This is a genomic window from Dyella sp. OK004, from assembly GCF_900114495.1.
Classification (GTDB): domain Bacteria; phylum Pseudomonadota; class Gammaproteobacteria; order Xanthomonadales; family Rhodanobacteraceae; genus Dyella_D.
The window spans coordinates 989644-1014716 of the sequence record NZ_FOZI01000002.1; the positions used below are offsets into that span (position 1 = coordinate 989644).

The 25073-nt window shown below is 64.4% G+C and carries 18 protein-coding genes; 8 read left to right on the forward strand and 10 right to left on the reverse strand.

Annotated elements, in window-relative coordinates; genetic code table 11:
* Positions 1–20: 20 nt before the first annotated feature.
* Genes BM338_RS11095 through BM338_RS11105 form a run of 3 tightly spaced genes read left to right on the forward strand, consistent with a single transcriptional unit; the run spans position 21 to position 2923 of the window.
* Entirely contained in the window at positions 21–2096 is a 2076-nt protein-coding gene (locus BM338_RS11095) for a carbon starvation CstA family protein (protein ID WP_090450929.1), read from the forward strand.
* A gap of 11 nt (positions 2097–2107) precedes the next feature.
* Complete coding sequence (locus tag BM338_RS11100; RefSeq protein ID WP_090451258.1) at positions 2108–2302, forward strand: YbdD/YjiX family protein; 195 nt, start codon at positions 2108–2110, stop codon at positions 2300–2302.
* Between the two features lie 45 nt (positions 2303–2347).
* On the forward strand, positions 2348–2923 hold the full coding sequence (locus BM338_RS11105) for a DUF2127 domain-containing protein (RefSeq protein WP_255367294.1): 576 nt from the start codon (positions 2348–2350) through the stop codon (positions 2921–2923).
* A gap of 4 nt (positions 2924–2927) precedes the next feature.
* Here the strand turns inward: BM338_RS11105 and BM338_RS11110 are convergent, their stop codons facing one another.
* The 6 genes from BM338_RS11110 to xerD form a co-directional block, all read right to left on the reverse strand.
* A complete protein-coding gene (locus BM338_RS11110) occupies positions 2928–3839 on the reverse strand; it encodes a DMT family transporter (protein ID WP_090450930.1) in 912 nt (303 codons plus the stop codon).
* Positions 3836–4711 (reverse strand): glycosyltransferase family 2 protein, encoded by an 876-nt coding sequence (locus BM338_RS11115; RefSeq protein WP_255367269.1) that lies wholly within the window; start codon positions 4709–4711, stop codon positions 3836–3838. Before BM338_RS11115 ends, BM338_RS11110 begins: the two co-directional genes overlap by 4 nt.
* Before the next feature lie 141 nt (positions 4712–4852).
* Positions 4853–5614 carry a hypothetical protein gene (locus BM338_RS11120; RefSeq protein ID WP_090450931.1) on the reverse strand — a complete coding sequence of 254 codons (762 nt, stop codon included), beginning with the start codon at positions 5612–5614 and terminating at the stop codon, positions 4853–4855.
* A gap of 49 nt (positions 5615–5663) precedes the next feature.
* Positions 5664–9524 carry a phosphoribosylformylglycinamidine synthase gene (purL, locus tag BM338_RS11125; RefSeq protein WP_090450932.1) on the reverse strand — a complete coding sequence of 1287 codons (3861 nt, stop codon included), beginning with the start codon at positions 9522–9524 and terminating at the stop codon, positions 5664–5666.
* 249 nt (positions 9525–9773) lie between these two features.
* Positions 9774–10547: a DsbC family protein gene (locus BM338_RS11130; RefSeq protein WP_090450933.1), complete on the reverse strand. Its 774-nt coding sequence runs from the start codon at positions 10545–10547 to the stop codon at positions 9774–9776.
* Positions 10548–10658: 111 nt separating this feature from the next.
* A complete protein-coding gene (xerD, locus tag BM338_RS11135; RefSeq protein ID WP_255367270.1) occupies positions 10659–11570 on the reverse strand; it encodes a site-specific tyrosine recombinase XerD in 912 nt (303 codons plus the stop codon).
* A 44-nt stretch (positions 11571–11614) separates the two neighbouring features.
* Here xerD and BM338_RS11140 point away from each other — a divergent pair, with 44 nt between their 5' ends.
* From BM338_RS11140 to phaZ, 3 genes are all read left to right on the forward strand, one after another.
* Positions 11615–12112: an RDD family protein gene (locus BM338_RS11140; protein WP_090451261.1), complete on the forward strand. Its 498-nt coding sequence runs from the start codon at positions 11615–11617 to the stop codon at positions 12110–12112.
* A 136-nt stretch (positions 12113–12248) separates the two neighbouring features.
* Positions 12249–13001 carry a methyltransferase domain-containing protein gene (locus BM338_RS11145; protein ID WP_090450935.1) on the forward strand — a complete coding sequence of 251 codons (753 nt, stop codon included), beginning with the start codon at positions 12249–12251 and terminating at the stop codon, positions 12999–13001.
* A 99-nt stretch (positions 13002–13100) separates the two neighbouring features.
* Complete coding sequence (phaZ, locus tag BM338_RS11150) at positions 13101–14354, forward strand: polyhydroxyalkanoate depolymerase (protein WP_090450936.1); 1254 nt, start codon at positions 13101–13103, stop codon at positions 14352–14354.
* A gap of 191 nt (positions 14355–14545) precedes the next feature.
* Here the strand turns inward: phaZ and ltaE are convergent, their stop codons facing one another.
* Positions 14546–15565: a low-specificity L-threonine aldolase gene (gene ltaE, locus BM338_RS11155; RefSeq protein ID WP_090450937.1), complete on the reverse strand. Its 1020-nt coding sequence runs from the start codon at positions 15563–15565 to the stop codon at positions 14546–14548.
* Positions 15566–15705: 140 nt separating this feature from the next.
* Positions 15706–19002, reverse strand: coding sequence for a TonB-dependent receptor (locus tag BM338_RS11160; protein ID WP_090450938.1), 3297 nt, complete (start codon positions 19000–19002; stop codon positions 15706–15708).
* 425 nt (positions 19003–19427) lie between these two features.
* On the opposite strand from BM338_RS11160, the gene BM338_RS11165 reads away from it, so the two are divergent.
* Positions 19428–21197, forward strand: a complete 1770-nt coding sequence (locus BM338_RS11165) for a glucan ABC transporter ATP-binding protein/ permease (protein WP_090450939.1) — start codon at positions 19428–19430, stop codon at positions 21195–21197.
* 61 nt (positions 21198–21258) lie between these two features.
* On the opposite strand, the gene lptG is transcribed toward BM338_RS11165, so the two are convergent.
* On the reverse strand, positions 21259–22359 hold the full coding sequence (gene lptG, locus BM338_RS11170; protein ID WP_090450940.1) for an LPS export ABC transporter permease LptG: 1101 nt from the start codon (positions 22357–22359) through the stop codon (positions 21259–21261).
* On the reverse strand, positions 22359–23468 hold the full coding sequence (gene lptF / locus BM338_RS11175; protein WP_090450941.1) for an LPS export ABC transporter permease LptF: 1110 nt from the start codon (positions 23466–23468) through the stop codon (positions 22359–22361). The genes lptG and lptF overlap by 1 nt, the downstream gene beginning before the upstream one ends.
* Positions 23469–23567: 99 nt before the next feature.
* Between lptF and BM338_RS11180 the strand changes: the two genes are divergently transcribed.
* Positions 23568–25058 (forward strand): leucyl aminopeptidase, encoded by a 1491-nt coding sequence (locus BM338_RS11180; RefSeq protein WP_090450942.1) that lies wholly within the window; start codon positions 23568–23570, stop codon positions 25056–25058.
* Positions 25059–25073 lie beyond the last annotated feature (15 nt).

The window sequence follows — 25073 nt, forward strand, 5'->3', positions numbered from 1 at the left end:
CTTTCAGAGGGAGTCCGTTCATGCAAACCGCCGTTACCCAACCCAGCCCGGCAGGCAAAATCCTGTGGGTCGCCATCGCCATCGTGGGCGCGTGGTGTCTAGGCGTCGTGGCCTTGCGCCGCGGCGAGCCGATCAACGCCATCTGGCTGGTAGCGGCGGCGATCGCCGTGTTCGTGATCGGCTACCGCTTCTATAGCAAGTTCATCGCTAACAACGTGCTGCAGATGGATGCCAGCCGCGCGACGCCGGCCGTACTGCGTAACGATGGCCTGGACTATGTGCCCACTGATAAATGGGTGGTGTTCGGCCATCACTTCGCCGCCATTGCCGGTGCCGGCCCACTGGTAGGCCCTGTGCTCGCTGCGCAGATGGGTTATCTGCCCGGCACGCTGTGGATTCTGTTCGGTGTGGTGTTTGCCGGTGCGGTGCAGGACTTCATGATCCTCGGCCTGTCGATCCGCCGCGATGGCCGCTCCCTCGGCAACATGCTGCGCGACGAACTGGGCCCGGTGGCCGGCGTGGTCGCGATGTTTGGCGTCCTGGTGCTGATGATGATCGTGCTGGCGGTGCTGGCGCTGGTGGTGGTGAAGGCACTGACGCATAGCCCGTGGGGTACGTTCACGGTGGCCTGCACGATTCCGATCGCGCTGTTGATGGGTGTGTATCTGCGCTGGTTCCGCCCGGGCAAGATTCTTGAAGTGTCGATCATCGGCCTGGTGCTGCTGCTCGCCTCGATCTGGTTCGGCGCGCACGTCGCCGCTTCGCCGAGCTGGGCTGCCGCGTTCGACTTCGATGCAAAGGCGCTGGCCTGGCTGTTGATTGCCTATGGCTTCTGCGCCTCGGTGCTGCCGGTGTGGTTGCTGCTGGCGCCGCGCGATTACCTCAGCACCTTCCTCAAGATCGGCACCATCGCGCTGCTGGCACTGGCGATCTTCCTGGCCGCGCCGACCTTGCAGATGCCTGCGGTCACCAAGTTCATCGACGGCACCGGCCCGGTGTTCCAGGGCAACCTGTTCCCGTTCCTGTTCATCACCATCGCCTGCGGCGCGGTTTCCGGCTGGCATTCGATCATCGCCTCCGGCACCACGCCCAAACTGCTCAGCAGCGAAGGCGAGGCACGCATGGTCGGCTACGGCGGCATGCTGATGGAGGCCTTCGTCGCGATCATGGCGCTGATCGCCGCTGCCTCGTTGCATCCGGGCGTGTACTTCGCGATGAACTCGCCGGCGGCGCTGATCGGCACCACCGCGCAGAGCGCGGCTACCGCGATCAGCCAGTGGGGATTCGTGGTAACGCCGGATGAGCTGCTCAACACTGCCAAGAACATTGGCGAAGGCAGCATCCTCAGCCGCGCCGGTGGTGCACCGACCTTGGCGGTGGGCATGGCCCAGCTGCTGCACGGAATCATTCCTGGCGAGGGCATGATGGCGTTCTGGTACCACTACGCCATCTTGTTCGAAGCGCTGTTCATCCTCACCACGGTGGATGCCGGCACGCGTGTGGGCCGCTTCATGATCCAGGAGATCGCCGGCCTCATCCACGAGCCGCTGAAGCACACCGAATCGTGGGCCGGCAACCTGATCGCCACCGCCATCTGCGTGGGCCTGTGGGGATACTTCCTCTATCAGGGTGCCGTCGATCCGCTGGGCGGCATCAACACCTTGTGGCCGCTGTTCGGCATTGCCAACCAGATGCTGGCCGCGGTGGCGCTGATGCTGGCGACGGTGGTGACAGTGAAGCTCAAGCGCGAGCGCTACGTGTGGGTGCCGGGCATTCCGGCGATCTGGCTGGTGGTGTGCACGCTCACCGCGGGCTGGTACAAGCTCAGCGGCTCGATCAGCTTCACCGCCGCCGCGCAGAAATACGCCCAGGCCATCGCCGACGGCAAGGTGCTGGCGCCGGCGAAGAATGCCGCGGAAATGCAGCGTATCGTCACCAACAACTATGTCGACGCCGCGCTCACCGCGATCTTCATGCTGCTGATCGTGACTATGGCGGGCTTTGCCATCAACGCGATCCTCAAGGCATGGCGCATCAACCACCCGACCGCGCACGAGGAACCGTACGTGGCACTGGGAAGCGTGCCCACTCAATGAGGGCTGCGATCATGAAACCGAACCTGCAATCCATCCGGAAATGGGCGGTGCAAACTGCCCGCCTCTGCTGCGGCGTGCCCGACTACGACGTGTACGTGAAGCACCTCCGCGAACACCACCCCGAGCGGGAGGTGCCGACCTACGCGGAATTCTTCCGCGAGCGGCAGGTGGCCCGGTATAAAGGGACGGGCGGGCGCTGCTGCTGATTGCGCCTACAGCTTGGCGACAGGAGGCCATGTCCCCATATGGACATGGCCTTTCTGTTTCTGCTGCCTCTAGACTTTGCCTCCCATCCCGCCTCCCTGACCATGACCCACAGCGACCACCACCTCACGCAGCCGAGTTCCGAGATTGAGGCCCAGCACAGTCTTGGCCTGCGCATCATTGCGATTTACAAGGCCATCAAGACGGTGTGCCTGATCGTGGTGGCGGTTGCCGCGTTCCGCCTGATCCAGCCGGATCGCTTCCATCACCTGCTGCACTGGCTGGAGCATCTGCCGTTGACCGACAGTAATGGCCTGCGCTGGAAGCTGGTGGATCTGCTGGAACAGATGGGGCCGAGCAAGTTTGTCGCCGTCGGCATCGTGGCCCTGGGCTATGCGGCGATCTTCGCCACCGAAGGTATCGGACTGTGGCTGCGCAAGCATTGGGCGGAATGGTTCACGGTGATCGCCACGGGCTCGCTGATTCCGCTGGAACTGTACGAGTCGGTGGCGCACTTCACCTGGCTGAAGCTGGCGGCGCTGGTGGCGAACGTCGCCATCGTGGTCTATCTGGTACGCATCGCCATGCAACCGCGGCCACCCAAGCACACCTCAGACACCTGACCACTCACACGTCGTGATGCGCGGCCTCGGCATGCAGCGCCGACGCATCGCCTTGCCGTCGCGGCACCAGCTCCACCAGATACATCGCCGCCAGCACCAGCGCACCACCGGCGAGCATGCGCCAGGTCAGTGCCTCGCCACCGAGCACCACCGCAAACGCAGCGGCAAATACCGGCTCGGTAGTCATCACGATGGCCGCGCGGGTGGCACTGAGGTGCGACTGCGCCCAGGTCTGCATCAGCATCGCGCCCGCGCCGGCCGCCAGCGCCATGTACAGCACCGCCAGCCATGCACCGCTATCGGGCGGCAAGGTCGGACCGCGTGGCAAGGTGGCGAGCAGGCAGATCAGTGCGATGGCCAGCATCTGCACGGTCGATAACGCAAACGCGCTGCCGGGCCGCGACCACAAGCCAAGACCCACGATGTGCAGTCCGTAGAGCAGTGCCGAAACCAGCGTGATCCACACGCCATAGCCCAGGCTCATGCCGCGCAGCGCCAGCAAGGCGAGCCCACCCACTGCAAGCAGTACCGCCACCCACGTCACCGTCGGCAGGCGCTGGCGCAACAGCACCGTGCCGAGCAGCGGAGTGAACACCACGTACATGCCGGTGGCGAAGCCGCTGATGCTGGCTGAGGTGTGTTCCAGGCCTGCGGTCTGCAGCAGTTGTCCAACGCCATACACCACGCCGAGCAATAAGCCTTGCCACCATTCGGACTTCGACAGTCGCCACAGATGACGATGGAACAGAATCAGCATCGACAGCGCCGCGATAGCAAAGCGCACCGCCAGGAAATCGGCCACCGGCATGCGGCCGAGCAGATCCTTGATCAGGAAAAAAGTGGAGCCCCAGATCGTGGTGACTGAAATCAGCCCCAGCGTGGCGAGCGTCGACAGGCGCGATGCCTGCGCACTCATGCGTTGACCGAAGTCGCGCGACGCTTGAGCAGGCGCCACCATTGTCCCGGCACTTGCAGCAGGAAATGCACCCAGATGCCACACCAGACAACCAGCGCGAACCACGGCTTGCGTGCCGCCGGATCGAACTTGCGGAACCAGCGCCACATACCGCGATGCTTGTGCCAGCTCACAAACACCGGCCTGTGCCGGCTGGAACCGCCCTTGCCATGCAGCACGCGTACATCGCCGGCCAGCCACACCTGATAGCCGGCGTCGCGTGAGCGGCGGCACAGGTCGAGATCCTCGCAATGCAGGAAATAGGTTTCGTCGAAACCCTTCAGGTATTCGAAGGCGCGGCGCGGCATCAGCATCAATGCGCCCGAGACGTTCTCCGCCTCCACCGGCTCTGACGGCATTTGGCCATCCATATTCACGCCTTCGCCGGCGCCGCCCAACATGCTGCGCAACGCGCGGCGCATCAGGGGATCACGACGGTACGACGCCGGATCCGGCACACCCTGCGCATCGCACACGACGGCGCCAATCACGCCCGCCTTCGGATGCGCTTTCAACAGATCGAGCAGCCGGTGCAGGCTGTCGTTGTCCAGCATGCAGTCCGGATTGAGGATCAGCAGCACCTCGCCGCGCGCACGTGCCGCGCCGCGATTCACCGCCGGACCAAAACCCAGATTGGCGCGGTTGTATAGCAGCCGCAGCCGCGACTCGTCCTGGTGTCCCCGCTCGATCGCCTGCGGCACGCCGTCGGTGGAACCGTTGTCGACCAGGATCAACTCCAGCGGCACATCGCACGCCATCACGTGCCGTACACAATCGCGCAAGGTCGGGCCGCTGTCAGCGGCCACCACGATCACACTGACGACAACAGGCAAGGGAGCTTGGAAAGCAGAAGTATTCACTGTGCAAGTATGTAGGAGCGCACCCTGTGCGCGATAGACGCGACGCCCAATACCAAACACTCAGGCAACCGAACAACGAAGGAACATGCCCGCAGCCTTTCAGCTTCACGGTACCTAGACACCGGTGTCATCCCCCTGCCCCAACACCTCATGCAACGCGACCGGCACACCATCTGCCTGTCGCGCCAGCCAGGGCTGCTCGCCGTCTTCCCAGCCACATAATTGCCAGCCACGCAGACGATGCCATTTGCCGCGATGGCGATCGCACAACACATCGCCACGCCCTTCCGGCAGGCTGGCCACAAACCAGCGACCAGCAGGACTGAACGCATGCCGCGAACTGAGCCGATCGACGATCGAGCCATCCGCAAAAACATAGCGACCCGCGCCCGCCCCCTGCGACTCATAACGCACCACGCCGCCGCGCGGATCGGCAAACTTACCGCCGGCTTCGTCCCATGCGACGACGTGCAGTTCGATGATGTGTGCCGCTGGTCCGATCGGCGCCATCGCCATATCGCGCCATTCGGGCGTCGCACCCGCTTTGGCCTGACGGCGCACGCGATGGAACAGCAAAGATTCCAGCAAGGCGACCAGCGAGAAACCGACCAGCGCACCGAGCAAGGCCGCGCCCCACGCAAGCAGATCGCCGCCCAGCGCACGCTGCAACGCAAACAGGCATCCAGGCAGCCCCCACTTCAGGCCCAGCCGACAGGCATCGCTAAGACTGGCCGAACGCCGCGCATACCAGACCGCGCCAGCGGCGGTGCCCAGCAGCAGAATCAGACCCAGCCACCACGGCAGCAGCGCAAGCAAAACCATCCAGCCTGCCAGCAACAGCAGCGGGGCCAACTTGTTGCCGAAGGAAACGGTCATGCCCGCCCCTCAAGAAAAAAGGGCACGCCGTAAGCGTGCCCTTTCATGATCAGCCGCACCACACCCGTGCGTTGCGGAACATGCGCATCCAGGGCGAGTCCTCACCCCACTGCTCCGGATGCCAGCTCATCTGCACGCTGCGGAACACGCGCTCAGGGTGCGGCATCATGATCGTCACGCGACCGTCTGCAGCGGTGAAGCCAGCCAGACCGCCCGGCGAACCATTCGGGTTCAGCGGATAGTGCTCGGTCGGCCTGCCGCGATTGTCGACAAAGCGCACCGCGGCGGCGGACTTGGACGGGCTGCATACCTGCGGGAAGCTCACGCGGCCTTCGCCGTGCGCCACCGCCACCGGAATGCGCGAACCGGCCATGCCCTTGAAGAAGATGCTCGGCGAGTCGAGCACTTCCAGCGTAGCGAAGCGGCCTTCGTACTGCTCGGACGTATTGCGCAAGAACTTCGGCCAGTGCGCCGCACCGGGGATGATGTCCTTCAACTGCGACAACATCTGGCAGCCGTTGCACACACCCAGCGCGAACTTGCTGCTGTCGGCGAAGAACGCGGTGAACTCCGCACGCAGCATCTCGTTGTACATGATCGATGTGGCCCAGCCGCGACCGGCACCGAGCACATCACCATACGAGAAGCCACCGCAGGCCGCGAAACCGCGGAAGTCCGCAAGCTTGATGCGGCCGCTGGCGAGATCGGACATATGCACGTCCACCGCATCGAAGCCGGCGCGATCGAACGCCGCCGCCATCTCCACCTGACCGTTCACACCCTGCTCGCGCAGAATCGCCACGCGCGGACGCGCGCCCTTGGCAATGAACGGTGCGGCGATGTCCTGGGCCGGATCGAAGGTGAGCTTGGGACTGATGCCCGGATCGGCGTCGTCCAGGCGCCACTCCAATTCCGCCTCGGCGGTGAGCGGGTTGTCGCGCAGGCGCTGCATCGCCTGGCTGGTTTCATTCCACGCGGCGAACAACTCGGTCCACTTCCAGGCGTGTTGCTTCTCGCCACCGTTGAACAGCTTGATGCCAAGCTTTTCCTTGGGATGACCGATGCGATAGCTCATGCCGGCCAGTTCGTGCTTGATCAGCAGCGCTTCGAAGGCTTCGCGGTTGGCCTGAGCCACCTGCATCACCGCGCCGAGCTCTTCGTTGAACAGGGCGCGCAGCGTCGCTTCGCCCCAGCCTTCCAGCTGGATCTCCAGACCACAGCGACCGGCGAAAGCCATCTCCAGCAAGGTGACGATGGCGCCACCGTCGGAGCGGTCGTGGTACGCCAGCAGCAAGCCGCTGGCATTCGCTTCCTGCACCAGTTCGAACAGCGCCTTCAGGCGCTTGGCATCATCGAGATCCGGCGGCACACCGCCACCACGGTTGAATACCTGCGTCAGCGCCGAACCGCCAAGGCGGTCGCGGCCGTCGCCAAGATCGATCAGCCACAGATCGGAATCGCCGCGATCGAGGCGAAGCTGTGGCGTCAGCGTACGGCGCACGTCAGTGACGCGCGCGAAACCAGTGATCACCAGCGACACCGGCGACACCGTGCGCTGCGGCTGATCGCCGTCCGTCCACACGGTCTGCATGGACAGCGAGTCCTTGCCCACCGGAATCGAAATATCCAGCTCCGGGCACAACTCCATGCCGACGGCCTTGACGGCGTCGAACAAGGCGGCGTCCTCGCCCGGGTGATTCACCGCGGCCATCCAGTTCGCCGACAAACGCACTTCGCTCAGCGAGGCGATGGGTGCGGCGGCGAGATTGGTGATCGCTTCGCCCACGGCAAGGCGCGCGGCATCGGCACTGCTGAGTAGCGCCACTGGTGCGCGCTCGGCCATCGCCATCGCTTCACCGGCATAACCGTCGAAGTCGGCAATGGTCACCGCGCAATCGGCCACCGGCACCTGCCACGGACCCACCATCGGATCGCGATGGTTGAGGCCGCCAACGGTACGGTCGCCGATGGTGATCAGGAAGCTCTTGCTGCCCACGGTAGGCAGGCGCAACACGCGCAGCAGCGCCTCGTCCATACCGATGCCGGTGAGATCCGGCACCAGATCGATGCGCGGCTTGATGCGCTTGGCATCGCGATGCATGCGCGGCGGCTTGCCGAACAGCACATCCATCGGCAGGTCGATCACGGTGAGATCGCGGCGCGGATCAAGCACCGTCAGGCGACGCTCGGCGGTCGCGTCACCCACCACTGCATACGGGCAACGCTCGCGTGCGCAATAGGCTTCGAACTCGGCCAGGTCGGCCGGCTCGATCGCCAGCACATAACGCTCCTGCGATTCGTTGCTCCACACCTGCATCGGCGACAGCGACGGGTCGTCACACGGCACCTTGGAGAGATCGATCACGCCGCCGACACCGGCGTCGTTGAGCAATTCGGGGATGGCGTTGGAAAGACCGCCCGCACCGACATCGTGAACGCTGACGATGGGGTTCTTGTCGCCACGCGACCAGCAGCTGTCGATCACCTGCTGGCAACGGCGTTCCATCTCGGCGTTGTCGCGCTGCACGGAAGCGAAATCCAGTTCCGCGCTCGACGTGCCGGAAGCCACCGACGAAGCAGCGCCACCGCCCAGGCCGATCAGCATCGCCGGGCCGCCCAGCACGATCACCTTGTTGCCCGGCTGCACATCACGCTTCTGCACGTGGTCCGCGCGCATATTGGCCAGACCGCCGGCGATCATGATCGGCTTGTCGTAACCGCGGCGCACGCCGGCTTCACCCGTCTCGTGCTCGTAAGTGCGGAAGTAGCCGCCCAAACACGGACGGCCGAATTCGTTGTTGAACGCAGCGGCGCCAAGCGGCCCATCGCGCATGATCTCGAACGCGGTCGCCATGCGCGGCGGCAGCGGGCGATCAATCTCCCACGGCTGCGGATGGCCGGGAATGCGCAGGTCGGACACGGAGAAACCAGTGAGGCCAGCCTTTGGCTTGGCGCCACGACCGGTCGCGCCTTCATCGCGGATCTCGCCACCCGCGCCGGTCGCCGCGCCGGGCCACGGGGCAATCGCGGTGGGATGGTTGTGCGTCTCCACCTTGATCGCGTATTCGATGCGCTCGTCGTGCTTGCGCCACACACCTGCATCATCTGTGTAGAAGCGCTTGCCTTCGTTACCTTCAACCACCGCGGCGTTGTCCTTATAGGCGGACAACGTGTAGTTCGGCGAATGCTGGTGCGTGTTCTTGATCATGCCGAACAGGCTCTTTTCCTGAGCCTCGCCATCCAGCGTCCAACTCGCGTTGAACACCTTGTGACGGCAATGCTCGGAGTTGGCCTGGGCGAACATGAAGAGTTCGGCGTCGGTCGGATCGCGACCCAGCTCGGCGTAACGCTCGGCGAGGTAATCGATCTCGTCCTCGGCCAGGGCCAGGCCCAGTTCGGCATTGGCCTTAGCCAGCGCACCGCGGGCATCGCTGCCCGGCGCGATATGCACCAGATCGCCCGGCTTGCCGGCCAGGAACAGGCCCTTGGCGTCGTCGATGCGTTGAAGCACCGACTGCGTCATCGCATCGCACAGCACGGCCATCACGGCCTCGTGGTCCGGGGCACCCGCTTCCGGCAGTCCAATCGCTTGGTAAGCGACACCACGCTCCACTCGGCGCACTGCGAAACCGGCGCCATGCAGGATGTCAGTGGCCTTGCTCGACCATGGCGAAATCGTGCCCAGACGCGGCACCACCCATAGTGAGGCGTTATCGGTTGCGGTGTCCTTCGCCTCCAGCACTTCCAGCAGGCGCTGGCGCTGCTCGCCCTCCGGGGCGACATCGGCATCGATGAAGTAAACGAACCACGAAGCCTGTACACGAGCGCCGCGATGCAGGGCATCCAGGCGGGCATTGAGGCGTTCGAGGCGGAACGGCGAAAGGGCGCTCTGCCCGTCGAGTGCGATCATGCGGGGAACGGGAGCTATGCGGAGGAAACGCGCATTCTACCCTATGCTGCAGGACAACATCGGCGAGGGCTCCGGAAGCGCATAGCAGCGCCGCTTCTGGAGCCCCTCCCCCTCTGGGAGAGGGGGAGGGGTGAGGGTACGGGGCTTGTGTCAAGCCTCATCGCAGTCACTCTGCCGAACCCCCATCCGTTGCGACCGAAGGGAGTCCCCGTGGGACCGGCACCTTCTCCCGGAGGGAGAAGGGTTCAATTACGGCGCCTTATCGGGCCCGGCGACCTTATTGCGCTTATCCAGCGCCTTCAGCAGCTGCTCCGGGGTCATATAACCACCCAGCACGCTGCCGTCATCGGCCACGATGGTCGGTGTGCCGGTGACACCCAGGCGCACGCCCAGGTCGAACTCGTCCTTCACCGGGTTGGTGCAGGTAGTTTCCTTGGGCTTCTTGCCCGACTTGGCCGCAGTGAACGCCGCCTTGCGGTCAGCGGCGCACCAGACCGATACCATCTCGCTGTAGGTCGGCGTGGGATTGCCGGCCGTGGTGTTCACGCCCTCGCGCGGCCAGGCGATGTACTCCAGCGCGATGCCAGCCTTGTTGAAGTCGGCTACGTGCTCATGCAGCGCGCGGCAATAGCCGCAGTTGACGTCGGTGAACACGGTAACGGTGTGCAGCGGCTTGGCCGGCGCGAACACAATGCGGTCGGCTTGCGGCACCTTGGCCAGCTCGGCCTTGCGGAACTCGGCCCAGCCGGAGTCGCTGATGTCTTTCTTGCTGGCGAGATCGATCAGGTTGCCGGTCATCATGTATTTGCCATCCGCGCTGACATAAACCAGCTGGCCGGAAGCAATCACCTGATAGAAACCCGGCAGCGGTGCGGGCTTGATCGACTCGATCTTCACCTTGGCGAGACCCAGCACGGCCTGGCGCACGGTGTTCTCGGCGCTGGACGGCGCCGCCACATCGGCCGCAAAAGCCTGGAAGGCCAACGCGCTGGCGCATAGGGCCAGCAACCACTTCTTCAACATGTCAAACCTCACTCGCTTCCATTTCCGCGCTCGGGAATGGCGGCGGAAGTGCTTGATTCTCGCACAGCAGCATGAATGACTCTGCCAGGGGATTCTCAAAGATTGATGGAGTCAGCCGCGCGGATGGTGCTGCGCATGCAGCCGCTTGAGGCCTTCTTTCGCCACCAGCGTATAAATTTGCGTGGTGCTTAACGCGCTATGCCCCAGCAACATCTGCAACGCACGCAGATCGGCGCCGTGATTCAGCAAATGGGTCGCGAAGGAATGCCGCAGCACATGCGGCGAAATGCGCTTGGGCACTATGCCGACCTGCACCGCATAGCGCTTCACCAGGGTCCAGAACATCTGCCGCGTCATGCCCTCGCCGCGCTTGCTGAGGAACAGTGCCTGCGGCTGCCTGCCCTTGGCCAGCACCGGGCGCGCGGCAGCGAGATAAGCCTCGATACGCTCCAGCGCCACCTCGCCCACCGGCACCAGGCGATCCTTGCCGCCCTTGCCGGTCACGCGCAGCACGCCCTGGCGCGGATTCAACGCCGCCAACGGCAACTCCACCAGCTCGGAAACGCGTAGGCCGGAGGCGTACATCAGCTCCAGCATTGCGCGGTCGCGCAGGCCCAGCGTGGTCTCCACGTCCGGCGCGTTGAGCAAGCCTTCGATCTCACGCTCCGCCAGCGCCTTGGGCAGGCTGCGCGGCATCTTGGGCCGCTCGATCAGCAAGGTCGGATCCTCGAAACCCGGTTCGTTGCGCGCCACAAAGCCGTAGTAGCGGCGGAATGACGACTGCCGCCGCGCCAGCGAGCGCACCGCCACCGGTTGCGCACCGTGGTATTCGGAAAGGTGCTGCCGCCGCGCCGTAAGCAAACCCAGCCCGCGCCCGGCCAGCCAGCGCGCCAACCCCTCCAGATCGCGGCGATACGCCTCCAGGGTGCGGTCGGACAAACCATCCTCCGACCACACCCTCTCGATAAAGGCGGCGATGCTGCGCTGGTCGGCTTCGGCGATACTTGCGGTCTTCTCTGACATGCGCGAGATGCTGGCCATTGCGCGCGCCCGACGCAAGCGAACTGATGAGCACAAGCCTCCAAGCCCTGCCCTGCCCGTTGTGGCGACGCCTGATCGCGCTGGTCTACGACCTGCTCGCGGTGCTGGCCATCGTGATGGTGGTGGGCTACGTCTGCCAGCGCATCACCGGCGGCGAATTGATCCACACCGGCGGCCATGCGCAGATCGCCTGGTGGTACCAGCCGCTGCAAGGCCTGGTGGTATCCGCCTACTTCATCGTGTCGTGGCTGCGCGGCGGACAAACACTGGGCATGCGGCCGTGGCGGCTGCGCCTGACCCGCGCGGATGGCAGCAAAGTCGGCCTGCCGCAGGCGCTGATCCGCGTACTCGTGGCGGGCGCGCCTTTGCTGTTGCTGGAAGTAGCGCCATGGCTCGGCATGCGCACCGCGCTGTGGGCGGTAGTGATCGCGTGGGCGGTATGGTTCGCCATCGCGCTGATCGATCCGCGCAAGCGCACCCTTCACGACATCGCCGCCGGCACTGAACTCCGCCGCATCGCCTGATATCCCGTAGGAGCGCACCCTGTGCGCGATGCCTTTGCAAGAATGTGGCAAGAGCGTCGCCCACAGGGCGGGCTCCTACAGAAAATCCCCCGCGATTCACACCTGCCTCAGCGTCCGGCGAGCGACACTAATCGACATGCCTAGCTCACTCGCTCCGACCCAGTCGCCGCGCAGCGACGCCGACCTGATCCGCACCAACCGCGGTTTCTACGAATCGCTGTGGTCCGACGCCCGCCTGGTTTCGCCCGAGCGCTTCAATACCTGGCCGCTGGTACGCGAACTTGCCGCCGCCGCACCGCGCCGACTGGAAGTGGCCCCCGGCCTGCGTCCGCGCCTGCCGCTCGAAGGCACCTGCTTCGTTGACCTCAGCCACGCTGCGCTGCGCAAGCTGAGCGAGCGCGGCGCCGAAGCGGTGCACGGCATGATCGGCACCCTGCCCTGCGCCGACGCCCAGTTCGACCTGGTCTGTGCCTTCGACATCCTCGAGCACGTGGCCGACGACGAAACCGCGCTGTCTGAACTCGCTCGCGTGGCCGCACCCGGCGCCACCTTGCTGATGTCAGTGCCACTGCATCCAGAAGCATGGACCGCCTTCGACGATTTCGTTGGCCACTGCCGCCGCTACGAACCGGCGCAGATCGTAGCCCTGCTCGATCGCTGCGGCTTCCACATCGAACGCAGCGCGATCTACGGCATGCAGCCCAAATCCTCGCGCCTGCTGGAGCTGGGCCAGCACTACCTCACCCACCAGCGCGAGCGCGCTATGTGGTGGTACAACCGCGTGTTCATGCCGCTGGGTTTGCGCCTGCAGAAGCCGCTGCAATGGCGCGCGGGGATGGGCGATACCGCGGGCGTCGACGAGGTACTGCTGGTCTGTCGCAAGCGCTAAGCGACTGATTCATTTAATACAACGATCTTGCGGCATCGCAGCAGAGCATGGCCATAAGGGGTAAGATGCGCCCTTTCCGTCCCCCGGTGGTTCCCCGCCATGCTTTATCAGATCCACGAATGGCAACGCTCGATCCTCGGCCCGCTCAGCTACTTCGCGGACGCCAGCGCACGGATGCTCACCGACCAGGCCAGCCCCTTCAACTATGTCCCCGGCGCACAGCGCCTGGCGGCGGGCTATGAACTGCTGCACCGCCTGGGCAAGGAATACGAGAAGCCCGCTTTCGACATCCACCAGGTCGTAGCACACGGCCAGGAAATCGCCATCGTCGAACGCGTGGCGCTGGAAAAACCGTTCTGCCAGCTCAAGCGCTTCAAGCGCTTCAGCGACGACCAGGACACCATCGAAAAGCTCAAGACCGATCCGGTCGTGCTCGTAGTGGCTCCGCTCTCCGGTCACCACTCCACCCTGCTGCGCGACACCGTGCGTACCCTGCTGCGCGACCACAAGGTCTACATCACCGACTGGGTCGACGCGCGCATGGTGCCGACCAGCGAAGGCGCGTTCCATCTCGATGACTACGTGGCTTACATCGAAGAATTCATCCGCCACATCGGTGCACGCAACCTGCATGTGATTTCGGTATGCCAGCCGACCGTGCCGGTGCTCGCCGCCGTGTCGCTCATGGCCGCGCGCGGCGAAGACACCCCGCTCAGCATGACCATGATGGGTGGCCCGATCGAGCCACGCAGCAACCCCACCGGCGTCAACAACCTTGCCACCACGCAGCCGCTGAGCTGGTTCACCGGCAACCTGATCCACACCGTGCCGTCGAACTATCCCGGCCGCGGACGCGAGGTGTATCCGGGCTTCCTGCAGCACGCCGGCTTCGTGGCGATGAACCCCAACCGCCACCTCAACTCGCACTGGGATTTCTATCTCGACCTGCTGCGCGGCGACCTCGACGACGCGCAGGCACACCGCAAGTTCTACGACGAATACAACGCCGTGCTCGACATGCCCGCCGAGTACTACCTCGACACCATCAGCACCGTGTTCCAGCAATTCCTGCTGCCGCGCGGCCTATGGGATGTCGCAGGTGAGCGCGTGAAGCCTAGCGCGATCAAACACAGCGCCCTGCTCACCGTGGAAGGCGAGCTCGACGACATCTCGGGCCTCGGCCAGACCGAAGCCGCACACGACCTGTGCAGCGGCATTCCTGCGGACCGTCGCGCACACAAAGTGATCGAAGGCGCCGGCCACTACGGCATCTTCAGCGGCCGACGCTGGCGCGAGGTGGTGTACCCGCAGGTGCGCGACTTCATCCGAAAGTTTGATCAGGCCGTGAGCTGATACTCAAGCGGCACTCGCGACACCCTTTCACTCTCGTCATCCCGGCGCAGGCCGGGATCCAGTGGAGTTATCGTAGGGTTGTCGCGATGTCGCTAACGGGCGAGCTATTTGCGGCATCGCGATAATCCAACGCTTCACTACTGGATCCCGGCCTGCGCCGGGATGACGCCAAAGGCGTAGAGTGAAAGCCCTCAACTGCGCGCAAAGAACGTACGAAACGCCTCCGCCGTACGCGCAACGCCCGCATCATCCACATCCAAATGCGTCACCAACCGCAGCGTCGGCAAATAGCCAATGCTGATGCGCACCTCAGCCGCACGCAGATGGACGTCCAAATCCCTAAGCCGCTCAGCCGGCACATCCACAAACACCATATTGGTGTGATGGCTCAGCAGCTTGACCCCATGGATCTCACCGAGCTGCGCGCCCAGCAACGCAGCTCGCGCATGATCCTCCGCCAGCCGCGCCACATGATGATCCAGCGCATATAGCCCCGCCGCCGCCAGCATGCCCGCCTGTCGCCAGCCACCGCCAGCCACCTTGCGCCAGCGCCGCGCCTTCTCAATCAGCACCGCAGAACCCACCAGCACCGAACCCACCGGCGCGCCCAGCCCCTTGGACAGGCAGATCGACACGCTGTCGAACAGTCCCGCGATATTGCGCGCTGGCACGCCGCTAGCGACCGCGGCGTTGAACAGCCGCGCACCATCCAGATGAAAACCAAGACCCCGCTCACGTGCAAAGTCACGCGCGGCTTGCAAATAGCTCAACGGCAACACCCGTCCATGCCAAGTATTTTCCAGCGCTAGTAATCGCGTGCGCGCAAAGTGAGGATCTATCGGCTTGATCGCCGCCGTAAGCTTCTCCAACGGCAACGTACCATCGACATCATGCGCAATCGGCTGCGGCTGGATCGAACCCAATACCGCCGCGCCGCCACCTTCAAACTTATAGGTATGCGCATCCGCGCCAACGAGATACTCATCGCCGCGCTCGCAGTGCGACATCAGCGCCAGCAGGTTCGACTGCGTGCCAGTCGGCACAAACAGCCCCGCCTCGAACCCGAGATCCGCTGCTAACCGCGCCTGCAGCGCGTTGACCGTCGGGTCTTCTCCATACACGTCATCGCCCACATCTGCCGCCACCATGGCGGCGCGCATGGCCGATGTCGGTTTGGTTACTGTGTCGCTGCGGAGATCTACCCAGGTCACGACTACGTCCTATTTGCCAGACTGAAGGGGTCAAGCTAGGACCTTGACCCGGCACAAGGCAAGTCACACAAGTCCTGGAGCAGGCACAAAAAAAGGGCACCAGTTGTCAGCTGGCGCCCTTTTTGACCCGAAGGCCGAGTTCAGAACGTGTAGCGCACCGTCGCCTGCAACGACCAGCGCGATTGTGCGCGGTCGTCTTCCAGCACATAGCCGCCGCTGTTGAAGTTGCCGGCCTTGTCGGTCGGCAGCGCGAGGACGTATTTGCCGGTGGCCGGATCGACACCAGCGAAGTTGGCGAGGCTGCGCATGTAGGGGTAGCCCACATCGCGCACCTGGCCCCACTTCTTGTTGAACATGTTCAGCACGTTGAATACGTCCAGGCGTAGCTCGCCTTTGTTGCCCTTGAACAGGCCGGGGATTTCCTGGCGGAAGGCCAGATCCAGCTCGTTCACCCACGGCGAGCGTGCGCTGTTGCGGCCGGCGACCTGGCCCTGGTGGTCCTTCAAATAATTCTCGCGCTGGATGAAGGCGTAGAACTGGTCGATGGCCTGCTGCGGCGTGCCCTTCTGGAACTGCACGTCGCCCGGGCGCGGGATGTACATCAGCCCCGGCGGTGCAGACAGGCCGCCGGGCTTGATACCGCTGACGTCGTTGCCAAACACCCAGCTGTACGGCTGGCCGGTGTGGCCGTCGTAGAACGCACTGATGCTGGTGGCGTAGTCGCCGAAGAAGTGGTGCTGCCAGGTCAGCGACGCGATCACGCGGCGCGCGATCTCGAAGTTGCTGTGGCTGGCCTTGTCCGCGTTGGGGTTGTACACCGCGTCGTTGGCCCAGGTGCTGGCGGCCACTTTCTCATTGCCGGAACTGACGTCGGTGGAGCGGCCAAAGACCACGCCCAGCGAGCCGGACCAGTCGGAGTCGGCGGTGAACGGGCGGCTGAGCTTCAGCGTGACGTAGTCGGCGGAACCGTTCCTGGTATTGCTCAGGTAGATCACGTTGCCGAACTGCGGGTTGCGATTCGCGCGGGCCGATGCGCAGCTGCGGTCGGGCGTGGCGCACAGGGTCTGGCCACTCGGGCTTTTGCCGGTGACCAGGAACGCGTTCGGGTCGGTGGTGTTCCAGTAGCTCAGACGTCCATCCGGCAAGGCGCCATTGGCTTTGCCCAGGTTGAGATCCTGGAAGTAGACGCCGTCACGCGTGGACAGATGCTCCACCTCGGCGGTGAACACCGTGTTCCACCACGGCAGCTGGCGGTCGAAGCCCAGGCTCATCTTCCACACCGAAGGCATGCGGAAGCGTGCGTCGGTCACATCCACTTCCGGCGAACCGCCCTTGCGCGCGCCGGCCGGGATCAGCGGATTGTTCGGATCGGCCGAGAAACCAAAACCGTTCGACGCCGAGTAGCTGGTGAGCGACACACCGTTGTTGGTGTACGGGTTGGATAGCCACACGCCGGGAGGCGCACCTTCCGACAGGCCCACGCCGCCTCGCAGCTGCATCGCACGCTCGCCGTCAAAGCTGTAGTTGAACGACACACGCGGCTCGAACAGGCCGTTGCCGTCGAAGGTGGCGTTGTTCGGCACACCCGGGAAGGCCGTGTTGAACACCGGATTGGCCAGCGGCGACTGGCTCACCTTGGGCAGGTCATAACGGAAGCCGTACTGCAGCGACAGGTTGCCGACCTGCCAGGTGTCTTGCGCGAACAGGCCCCACTGGTTGAGCGTCCAGCGCGCCGCGATGCTCTGCAGGTCACCGTTGGTCGGGCGGAACACGGTGTACTGGAACCAGTTGTTATTGGCGAAGGCATCGATGCTCGGGAAGGTATACGCGCCGAACTCGGTACGGCCGAACAGGTTGTAGAACTTGTCGCGCTGGAAATCGAAACCGACCTTGATGCTGTGATCGCCCAAAGCCCAGGTGCCGGCGAAGAAGGTATTGAGGCTCTTGATGTTCAGGATGTTGTAGTGGCGGAACTCTTCTTCGCCAAGATACACACTCGGCCCGGTGATGGTGCTGCCGCTGATGTTGCCGTTGGTGAACACGCGCACCTGCGGCTGCTGCGCATACGGAATCGGCGTGGCGTCATAGCTGGAATACGACACCGCCGCCTCGGTGGAGAAGCTATCAGTCCATGCGTCATATGCATTGAGCACGTACTGCTTGCTCTCTCGGTTCTTGGTGAACCAGTAGCTGGAAAGGCTCAAGCTCGGTGTGGTCGACGAGGTGCTATAGCCATTGAGGTTCGGCTGCGTGCTCTTCACACGATCGAAGCGGAAGCTCACGCGATGACCGTCGGCGATGTTCCAGTCCAGCTTGAACAGGCCGCGCTTCTCGTCCTGGTTGGCACCGGCGGCATTCACCACACCCGGCTTCATACCGTGCTGGGCGGCGATCTGCGCAATGCGGTCAATGTCCGACTGCGCGATCGGCACGATGTTGCCTTTGCCGGAACCCTGCGGACCAAAGTTCGGCGCCGCCGCAATCGTCTTGGACTCTTCGACGTTGGCGAAGAAAAACAGCTTGTCCTTGATGATCGGTCCACCGAAGGTGGCGCCACCGGTCCACTGGCGCTTGAAGCCGGTGAACTGGTTGCCGGCCCGGTCCTCACCCACCATGCCGTCGGCATTGCGGTAGGCGTAATAGGCCGAACCGTGAAAATCGTTGGTGCCGCTCTTGGTGACGATGTTGATCGCCGCACCCACCGCACGCTTGTTGGCGACGTCGTAGTTGGCGGTGGAGATGTTGTATTCCTCGATGGCGTCCAGCGCGACCGGCTGGTTGAGCGCCGGCAGGCCGTTGTCTTCCAGGCCAAAGGAATCGTTGGTCGGCACCGCGTCGATGCTGATGTTGTTGTAGCGGCTGTTCTGGCCCAGCGCGGAGATCTCGCCCTTGCTCTTATTGGTCACCGTGATCATCGGGTCCAGGCGCGCAATGTCCTGGATCGAGCGGTTCGGAATCGGCAGCACCTTCAGCTCGCGCTGCGACACGTTGGTGCTGATGCCCTTGGCATCCGGCTGGAAGATCTGTGCCATCGCCACGGCCGAGCTGTTGGCGCTGACCTGCACGCCCTGCAGGTTGGTGGCGTTCGACGCGGTGGCACCGAGGTTCAGATCGATGCTGCTCTCCTGCGCCAGCTGCAGGTATACACCATCCTTCTCACCGGAAGCCTGCCCGTCCTTGCTCACCGTGATGTCGAACGGCCCGCCTACGCGCAGACCCTGCGCCTTGTAGCGGCCATCCGCGTCGGTGGTCACCGCCTGGGTGGTGCCGGAGGGCACGTGCACGATCTGCACTTTGGCGCCGGCCACCGGCTTGCCGGCGGTGTCGAGCACGCGGCCGCTGAGCGATGACGAGGTGTTCTGTGCGAATACGGTACTGCTGATCAATAGCGATGCGATGGCGAGCGGCAACAAGCGCCCGCGAAGACCGACCTTCATGTCTACCCCTTTCCTTGTAGTGCGACGGACGTGGGTCCGTCCCCAGAGATGCCGCCCAAAGAGGACAGCGAAAGGCCGCAGATTAGATAGCCTGTGTGACGTGTCCGTGATGACCATCCCGATATGAACAAACGGGTAGGAGCACACCCTGCGCGCGAACGCTCACCATGGCCTGATTTATCGTCATGACTCCCTCCCCTGCTCGCAGGGGAGGGTTGGGGAGGGGTGAGTACTTGAGAAAGCGTTTCGGTGAGAGGCTCTTGCAAGAGCTCACCCCTCCCAACCTCCCTCTGCATGCAGGGGGAGGAGAAAATCATTGCTGTAATCCGAACGAATCGGGCCGCGGTGAGCGTTCGCGCACAGGGTGCACTCCTACAAGGTCGTGCGATGCTATTCACCGTCAACACTTACGGGGAGCTGTCGCCTTGTCGTTCCTGCGTCTCTATCTGCGCGTGCTCGGCCTGCTGGCGCCCGAGCGGAATCTGGCCATCACCCTGGCGCTCGCCAACCTCGCCCTGGCCGGCGTGTTCTTTCTGGAGCCGATGCTGTTTGGCCGCGTAGTCGATGCACTGGCTGCGCCCGATACCAGTGGAGCACCGCGCCTGATCGCGCTATGGGCGCTGGTCGGTTTCGGCGGCGTGCTGGCGAGCGTGTGGGTGTCGCTGCATGCGGACCGCCTTGCGCACCGGCGCCGGCTGGCCGCCATCGCGCTGTTCTTCGAGCACGCCGCGGCGCTGCCGATGGCTTTCCACAGCGACCACCACACCGGCCGCCTCGCCCGCATCATGAACAACGGCGTCGGTAATCTGTTCGGTCTGTGGCTGAGCTTCTTCCGCGAGCATCTCGCCACCCTGCTGTCGATCTTCGTGATGATCCCGCTGTCCTTGTGGATGAATTGGAAGCTAGCCCTGCTGATGATCGCGCTGATGCTCAGCTTCGCCACCTTCAACGCCATCGCGGTACGCCGCACGCATGAGGCGCAGGGCGAGGTGGAGGAGCTGCATCACGAGATCGCCACGCGTGCCGGCGACGTGTTCGGCAACGTCACGGTGGTGCAGAGCTTTACGCGACTGGCGGCCGAATCCGCGGCGCTGAAGGACATGATGACGCGCGTACTCGCCGCGCAGTATCCCGTGCTCAAGGGCTGGGCGATCTTGTCCGTGCTTAACCGCGCGGCAAGTACGCTGACCATTGTGGCGATCTTCGCGCTAGGTAGCGCACTGCACGCGAAGGGTGAAGTGACAGTGGGTGGCATCGTCAGCTTTGTCGGCTTCTCGATGATGCTGATCGGACGGCTGGAGCAGTTCGCCGGCTTTATCTCCAGCCTGTTCTTCCAGACCCAATCGCTGCGCGATTTCTTCGGCGTGCTGGATGAGCACACTGCCATCGTCGATGCGCCGGATGCCGAAGTGTTGCCAGCGGTGCGCGGCGAAGTGGTGTTCGAGCAGGTGAGCTTCGGCTACGACCCGGTGCAACCAGCGCTGCACGGTCTAAGTTTCCATGCGGCGGCCGGCAGCACCATTGCCTTGGTCGGCCCGACCGGCGCGGGCAAGACCACCGCGCTCAGCCTGCTCTATCGCGCCTATGATCCGAGCGGTGGGCGTATCACCATCGACGGCCACGACATCCGCCATGTCACGCTGGATTCGTTGCGCCAGAACGTCGGCGTGGTGTTCCAGGACCCGGGCATGTTCTATCGCTCCATCCTGGAAAACCTTCGCGTTGGCAAGCCGGATGCCGATCTCACCCAGATCGAAAACGCCGTCGGCGCGGCCGAAGCGGCGGCCTTTATCGCGCGCAAACCAGAAGGCTTCGAGACCATGGTGGCCGAGCGCGGCCGCTCGCTGTCCGGCGGCGAACGCCAGCGTCTGGCGATTGCCCGCGCGATGCTGAAGAACGCGCCGATCCTGGTACTCGACGAAGCCACCAGCGCGCTCGACAACGCTACCGAGGCGCGCATCCAGCGCGCGCTGGATGCATTGACCAAGGGCCGCACCACCTTCGTGATCGCGCACCGCTTGTCGACCGTGCGCAATGCCGATCTGATCCTGGTGCTGGATCAGGGGCGACTGGTGGAACGAGGGCGATTCGACGAGCTGATCCGCCAGGGCGGTTTGTTCGCGCGGCTGGCGGAAGACGGCAAGTTCGCCCCAGATGCGCAAGCCAGCGAAGAGCCCGCCACCGCATCACTGTAGTCGCGCACAGAGTGCGCTCCTACAAGATCTTCGCGCGGGCGTGTCCGCAAATAGAACCGGGTTAGCCGTGCTTGCGGAAGTACAGCCACGCCGCCAGCGCCAGGATCACCGCCGGCAACAGGTTGGCCATCAGCGGCGGCACGCCGTACACGGTGCCGAAGTTCACCATGGCCTTCTGCAGGAAGTACCAGCCGATCGCCAGCAGCATGCCGATAAACATGCGCTTGCCCAGGCCGCCCGAGCGCAACGCGCCGAACGCAAACGGCATCGCGCACAGCACCAGTACCAGCACGTTGAGCGGATACAAGGCGCGCGTCCAGAACGCCACCGCATAGACGCCCGGGTTCTGGTTATTGGCTTCGAGGTATTTGATGTTGCGGCGCAGGTCGCGCATCGGCAGGTATTGCGGCTGGATCACCGACTGCTCCAGTACCTGGGGGTTCAGGCTGGAATCCCAGCGTTGCGTCGTCGCCGTGGTGCTGTGCGTGCCCTGGTCATCCAGGGTGGTACTGCGCACATCGCTCATCACCCACTGGCGGCCGTCATGCTCGGCGGTCTTGGCCCAGTCGAAGCTCGATACCTGGCCGTCCTTGGTCAGCGTGAAGACGCGCACGTCGGCCAGTTGCACCGTGCTGTGCGTACCGGTTTGCTTGGCCATGGCGGCTTTCGCATTGATGATGCGCTCGCCATCGCGCGCCCACAGACCGGTGTTGGTCGCCATGCCCACGTTGCGCGACTTCATGCGCAACTGCATCGCCTGCGCCTGGCGATCGCCCCATGGCGCCGCCGTTTCGCCCAGGATCACCACGCCCACAATCAGTGCCGCCACCACGCCCACTGCCGACACGCCGATGCGCAGCTTGGACATACCGGCAGCGCGCAACGCGGTCAGCTCGCCGCTGGCGGCGAGGCCACCCAGACCGAGCAGGCCGCCGATCAGCGCCGCATTGCCAAACATCTCGTACATGCGGCGCGGGAACGTCACCAGGATGTACACCACAGCATTGCTGAGCGTGTAGCCGTTGCGTCCCACCGCGCCGAGCTGGCGCAGGAACTGGATCACTGCATCAAAACCGGTGAGCAGCAGCCACACCATCAGCAGCGAGCCGAGCACGCTAGTGCCGATCAGCCAATCGACACGTTTGACCCGGAGAGCGGCCATCAGGCGTTGCCCTTGCGCGGCCGGGTAGCCGTGTACTGGTTGCGGAACATCCACGCGGCGCCGGCGAACACCAACAGGCTGACCAGCCACATCGGACCGGCGTTGTGCCAATGGCCCTTGACGATCTGGCTGCGGCATAGCGCGAGTAGGTTGAAGTAAAGGAAGAACGCCAGCACCGCCAGCAGCATGCGCCCGTAGCGCGGTTCGCGCGGGGTCTGCCGCGACAACGGCAGGGACAGCATCATCAACACCACCGCCATGATCGGCACGGTGATGCGCCAGGCGAATTCGGCGCGTCCGTCAGGCGTGGTAACGCGCGACAGCGTAATGGTGTCCAGCGTGTGCGCGGGATCTTCCTCGCTATCGTCGTTCTGCACATTGGACAGCGATGCATCGTTGCGCTCGTACTGCATCTTGCGCCAGTTGTCGGCGCCCAGCGGAATTTCGTACTGCCAGCCGTTGTGCAGCGACAGATAGCGGCCATCGCCGTTGCTGTCCTGATAGAGCTGCCCGCTCTTGCCGGTCACCAGCTTCACCACAGCGGGGCCGTTGTTCTTGCCGGGGCGCTCGGTAACGATCAGGGTGTTACCCAACACGCTGCCATCGCGGCTGAGCGAGTCGACAAAGATGATGCCGCCCTTGCCCGGCAGCTCGGTGAAGCGGCCAGCATCGAGGCCGGCGGCGATCACGGAACGGTTCGCCGCTGCCACCAGCGCATCGGCCGTGCGCGTGGCCCATGGCCCCAGCCACAGCGATACGATGGCCACCAGCGCCACCAGGCAGACAGCGAGCATCGCCACCGGCCGCAGCAGACCGAGCGGTCCCATGCCCGACGAAGCCAGCACATGCATCTCGCTTTCGCGGTACATGCGGCCCAGCGACCAGAACACACCGAGGAAGCCCGCCAGCGGCAGCAGATTCGACAGACCGTCGAGCATGTTCAGGCCAAGTACCTGGAACATCACGCTGGCCGGAAAGCTGCCGTTGGCCACTTGCTGAAGCACGCGCGCGAACGCCGAACCGGCCATGATCACCAGCAGCACCACGGCCACCGCGGCCACGGTCTGGGCCAGCTCGCGCAGGAAGTATCGGTCGAGGATGCTCAGCATGAGGTAAAGTGAAGGGCTCCGTGCCTTGCCCCGAGCGGGCCGGCAAACCGCAAGTCTAGCCTGTCCGCCGCTCGGCCGGACCTTCGCAGGATCTTATCGATGACGCTCCAGTTCAGTCTCGGCCCCGTCGCCCCCGAAACCGTCGAAACCCCGTGCGTGGTGGTCGGCGTTTACGAGAACGGCGTGTTCACCAGTGCCGCCGCCCGCGTGGATACCGCCGCTAATGGCGCGATCAAGCGCCAGGTGGAAAGCGGCGACATCAGCGGCAAGGCTGGCAGCGCCACCGTGCTGTTCGGGCCAGAGGGCGTGACGGCCAAGCGCGTGCTGGTGGTGGGCCTGGGCGGGCAGAAATCGTTCGACGGCGCGCGCTACCAGAAGGTGTGCATTGAAGCCGCACGTGCGCTCGGCCGCCTGCCGATCGACGGCGCCGTGTGCTGCCTCACCGAAGTCGAGGTGCCAGGCCGCGATGCTGCCTGGCGCGTGCGCACCGCGGCGCTTGCCGCCGACTACGCTGCCTATCGCTATACCGCTACCTTCAAGCCGCGCGAAAAGAGCACGCAGCCCGAACTGAGCGCGCTCGCCTTTGCCGGCGGCGACGATGCCAAGGCCGGCCTGGAACAGGCCGCGGCCATCGCTGAAGGCGTGCGTTTCGCGCGCGAGCTGGCCAACCTGCCGCCGAACATCTGCAACCCCGCTTACATCGCCGACCAGGCCAAGGCTTTCGCCGACGCCAACGACAAGGTCAGCTGCAACGTGCTCGACCACGTCGAGATGGAAAAGCTCGGCTTCGGCTCGCTGCTGGCCGTGGGCCGCGGCTCGGTCAACAAGCCGAAGCTGGTGGTGCTGGAATACAAAGGCGGCAACGAAGGCGACAAGCCGTATGCCTTCGTCGGCAAGGGCATCACCTTCGACACCGGCGGCATCAGCCTCAAGCCCGGCCCGGGCATGGAGGAAATGAAGTTCGACATGGGCGGCGCGGCCGGCGTGCTCGGCGCATTCGTCGCCACGGTGAAGATGGGCCTCGCACTCAATCTGGTATGCGTAGTGCCCGCGGTGGAGAACATGCCGGACGGCGACAGCTACCGTCCGAGCGACGTGCTCACCAGCCTGTCCGGCCTCACCATCGAAGTACTCAACACCGATGCGGAAGGCCGCCTGATTCTGTGCGACGCGCTGACCTACACCGCGCAGACATTCCAGCCGCAGGTGCTGATCGACGCCGCCACGCTCACCGGCGCCTGCGTGATCGCGCTGGGCAAACATGCCAGCGGCCTGATGAGCAAACACGACGACCTGGCCGCCGAGTTGCTCGCCGCCGGTGAAACCACACTCGACCGCGCCTGGCGTTTGCCATTGTGGGACGACTATCAGGCGCAGCTCGATTCCGGCTTCGCCGACGTCGCCAATATCGGCGGCAAGAATGCTGGCGCGATCACTGCCGGCTGCTTCCTCGCGCGCTTCACCGAAGGCCAGCGCTGGGCGCATCTGGATATCGCCGGCACGGCGTGGGACGAGGGCCGCAAGGGTCTCGCCACCGGCAGGCCGGTGCCGTTGCTGGCGCAGTGGTTGATTGATCGCGTTGCAGGTTGAGGAAACCCCACCTAT

Bases quoted from the DNA above. Each gene is read 5' to 3' on its own strand.
- BM338_RS11120 (WP_090450931.1), bottom strand. From the start codon at position 5,614: ATGACCGTTTCCTTCGGCAACAAGTTGGCCCCGCTGCTGTTGCTGGCA.
- BM338_RS11095 (WP_090450929.1), top strand. From the start codon at position 21: ATGCAAACCGCCGTTACCCAACCCAGCCCGGCAGGCAAAATCCTGTGG.
- BM338_RS11180 (WP_090450942.1), top strand. From the start codon at position 23,568: ATGACGCTCCAGTTCAGTCTCGGCCCCGTCGCCCCCGAAACCGTCGAA.
- BM338_RS11105 (WP_255367294.1), top strand. From the start codon at position 2,348: ATGGCCTTTCTGTTTCTGCTGCCTCTAGACTTTGCCTCCCATCCCGCC.
- lptF (WP_090450941.1), bottom strand. From the start codon at position 23,468: ATGCTGAGCATCCTCGACCGATACTTCCTGCGCGAGCTGGCCCAGACC.
- BM338_RS11145 (WP_090450935.1), top strand. From the start codon at position 12,249: ATGCCTAGCTCACTCGCTCCGACCCAGTCGCCGCGCAGCGACGCCGAC.
- purL (WP_090450932.1), bottom strand. From the start codon at position 9,524: ATGATCGCACTCGACGGGCAGAGCGCCCTTTCGCCGTTCCGCCTCGAA.
- BM338_RS11130 (WP_090450933.1), bottom strand. From the start codon at position 10,547: ATGTTGAAGAAGTGGTTGCTGGCCCTATGCGCCAGCGCGTTGGCCTTC.
- xerD (WP_255367270.1), bottom strand. From the start codon at position 11,570: ATGTCAGAGAAGACCGCAAGTATCGCCGAAGCCGACCAGCGCAGCATC.
- lptG (WP_090450940.1), bottom strand. From the start codon at position 22,359: ATGGCCGCTCTCCGGGTCAAACGTGTCGATTGGCTGATCGGCACTAGC.
- BM338_RS11160 (WP_090450938.1), bottom strand. From the start codon at position 19,002: ATGAAGGTCGGTCTTCGCGGGCGCTTGTTGCCGCTCGCCATCGCATCG.
- BM338_RS11110 (WP_090450930.1), bottom strand. From the start codon at position 3,839: ATGAGTGCGCAGGCATCGCGCCTGTCGACGCTCGCCACGCTGGGGCTG.
- BM338_RS11100 (WP_090451258.1), top strand. From the start codon at position 2,108: ATGAAACCGAACCTGCAATCCATCCGGAAATGGGCGGTGCAAACTGCC.
- BM338_RS11140 (WP_090451261.1), top strand. From the start codon at position 11,615: ATGAGCACAAGCCTCCAAGCCCTGCCCTGCCCGTTGTGGCGACGCCTG.
- phaZ (WP_090450936.1), top strand. From the start codon at position 13,101: ATGCTTTATCAGATCCACGAATGGCAACGCTCGATCCTCGGCCCGCTC.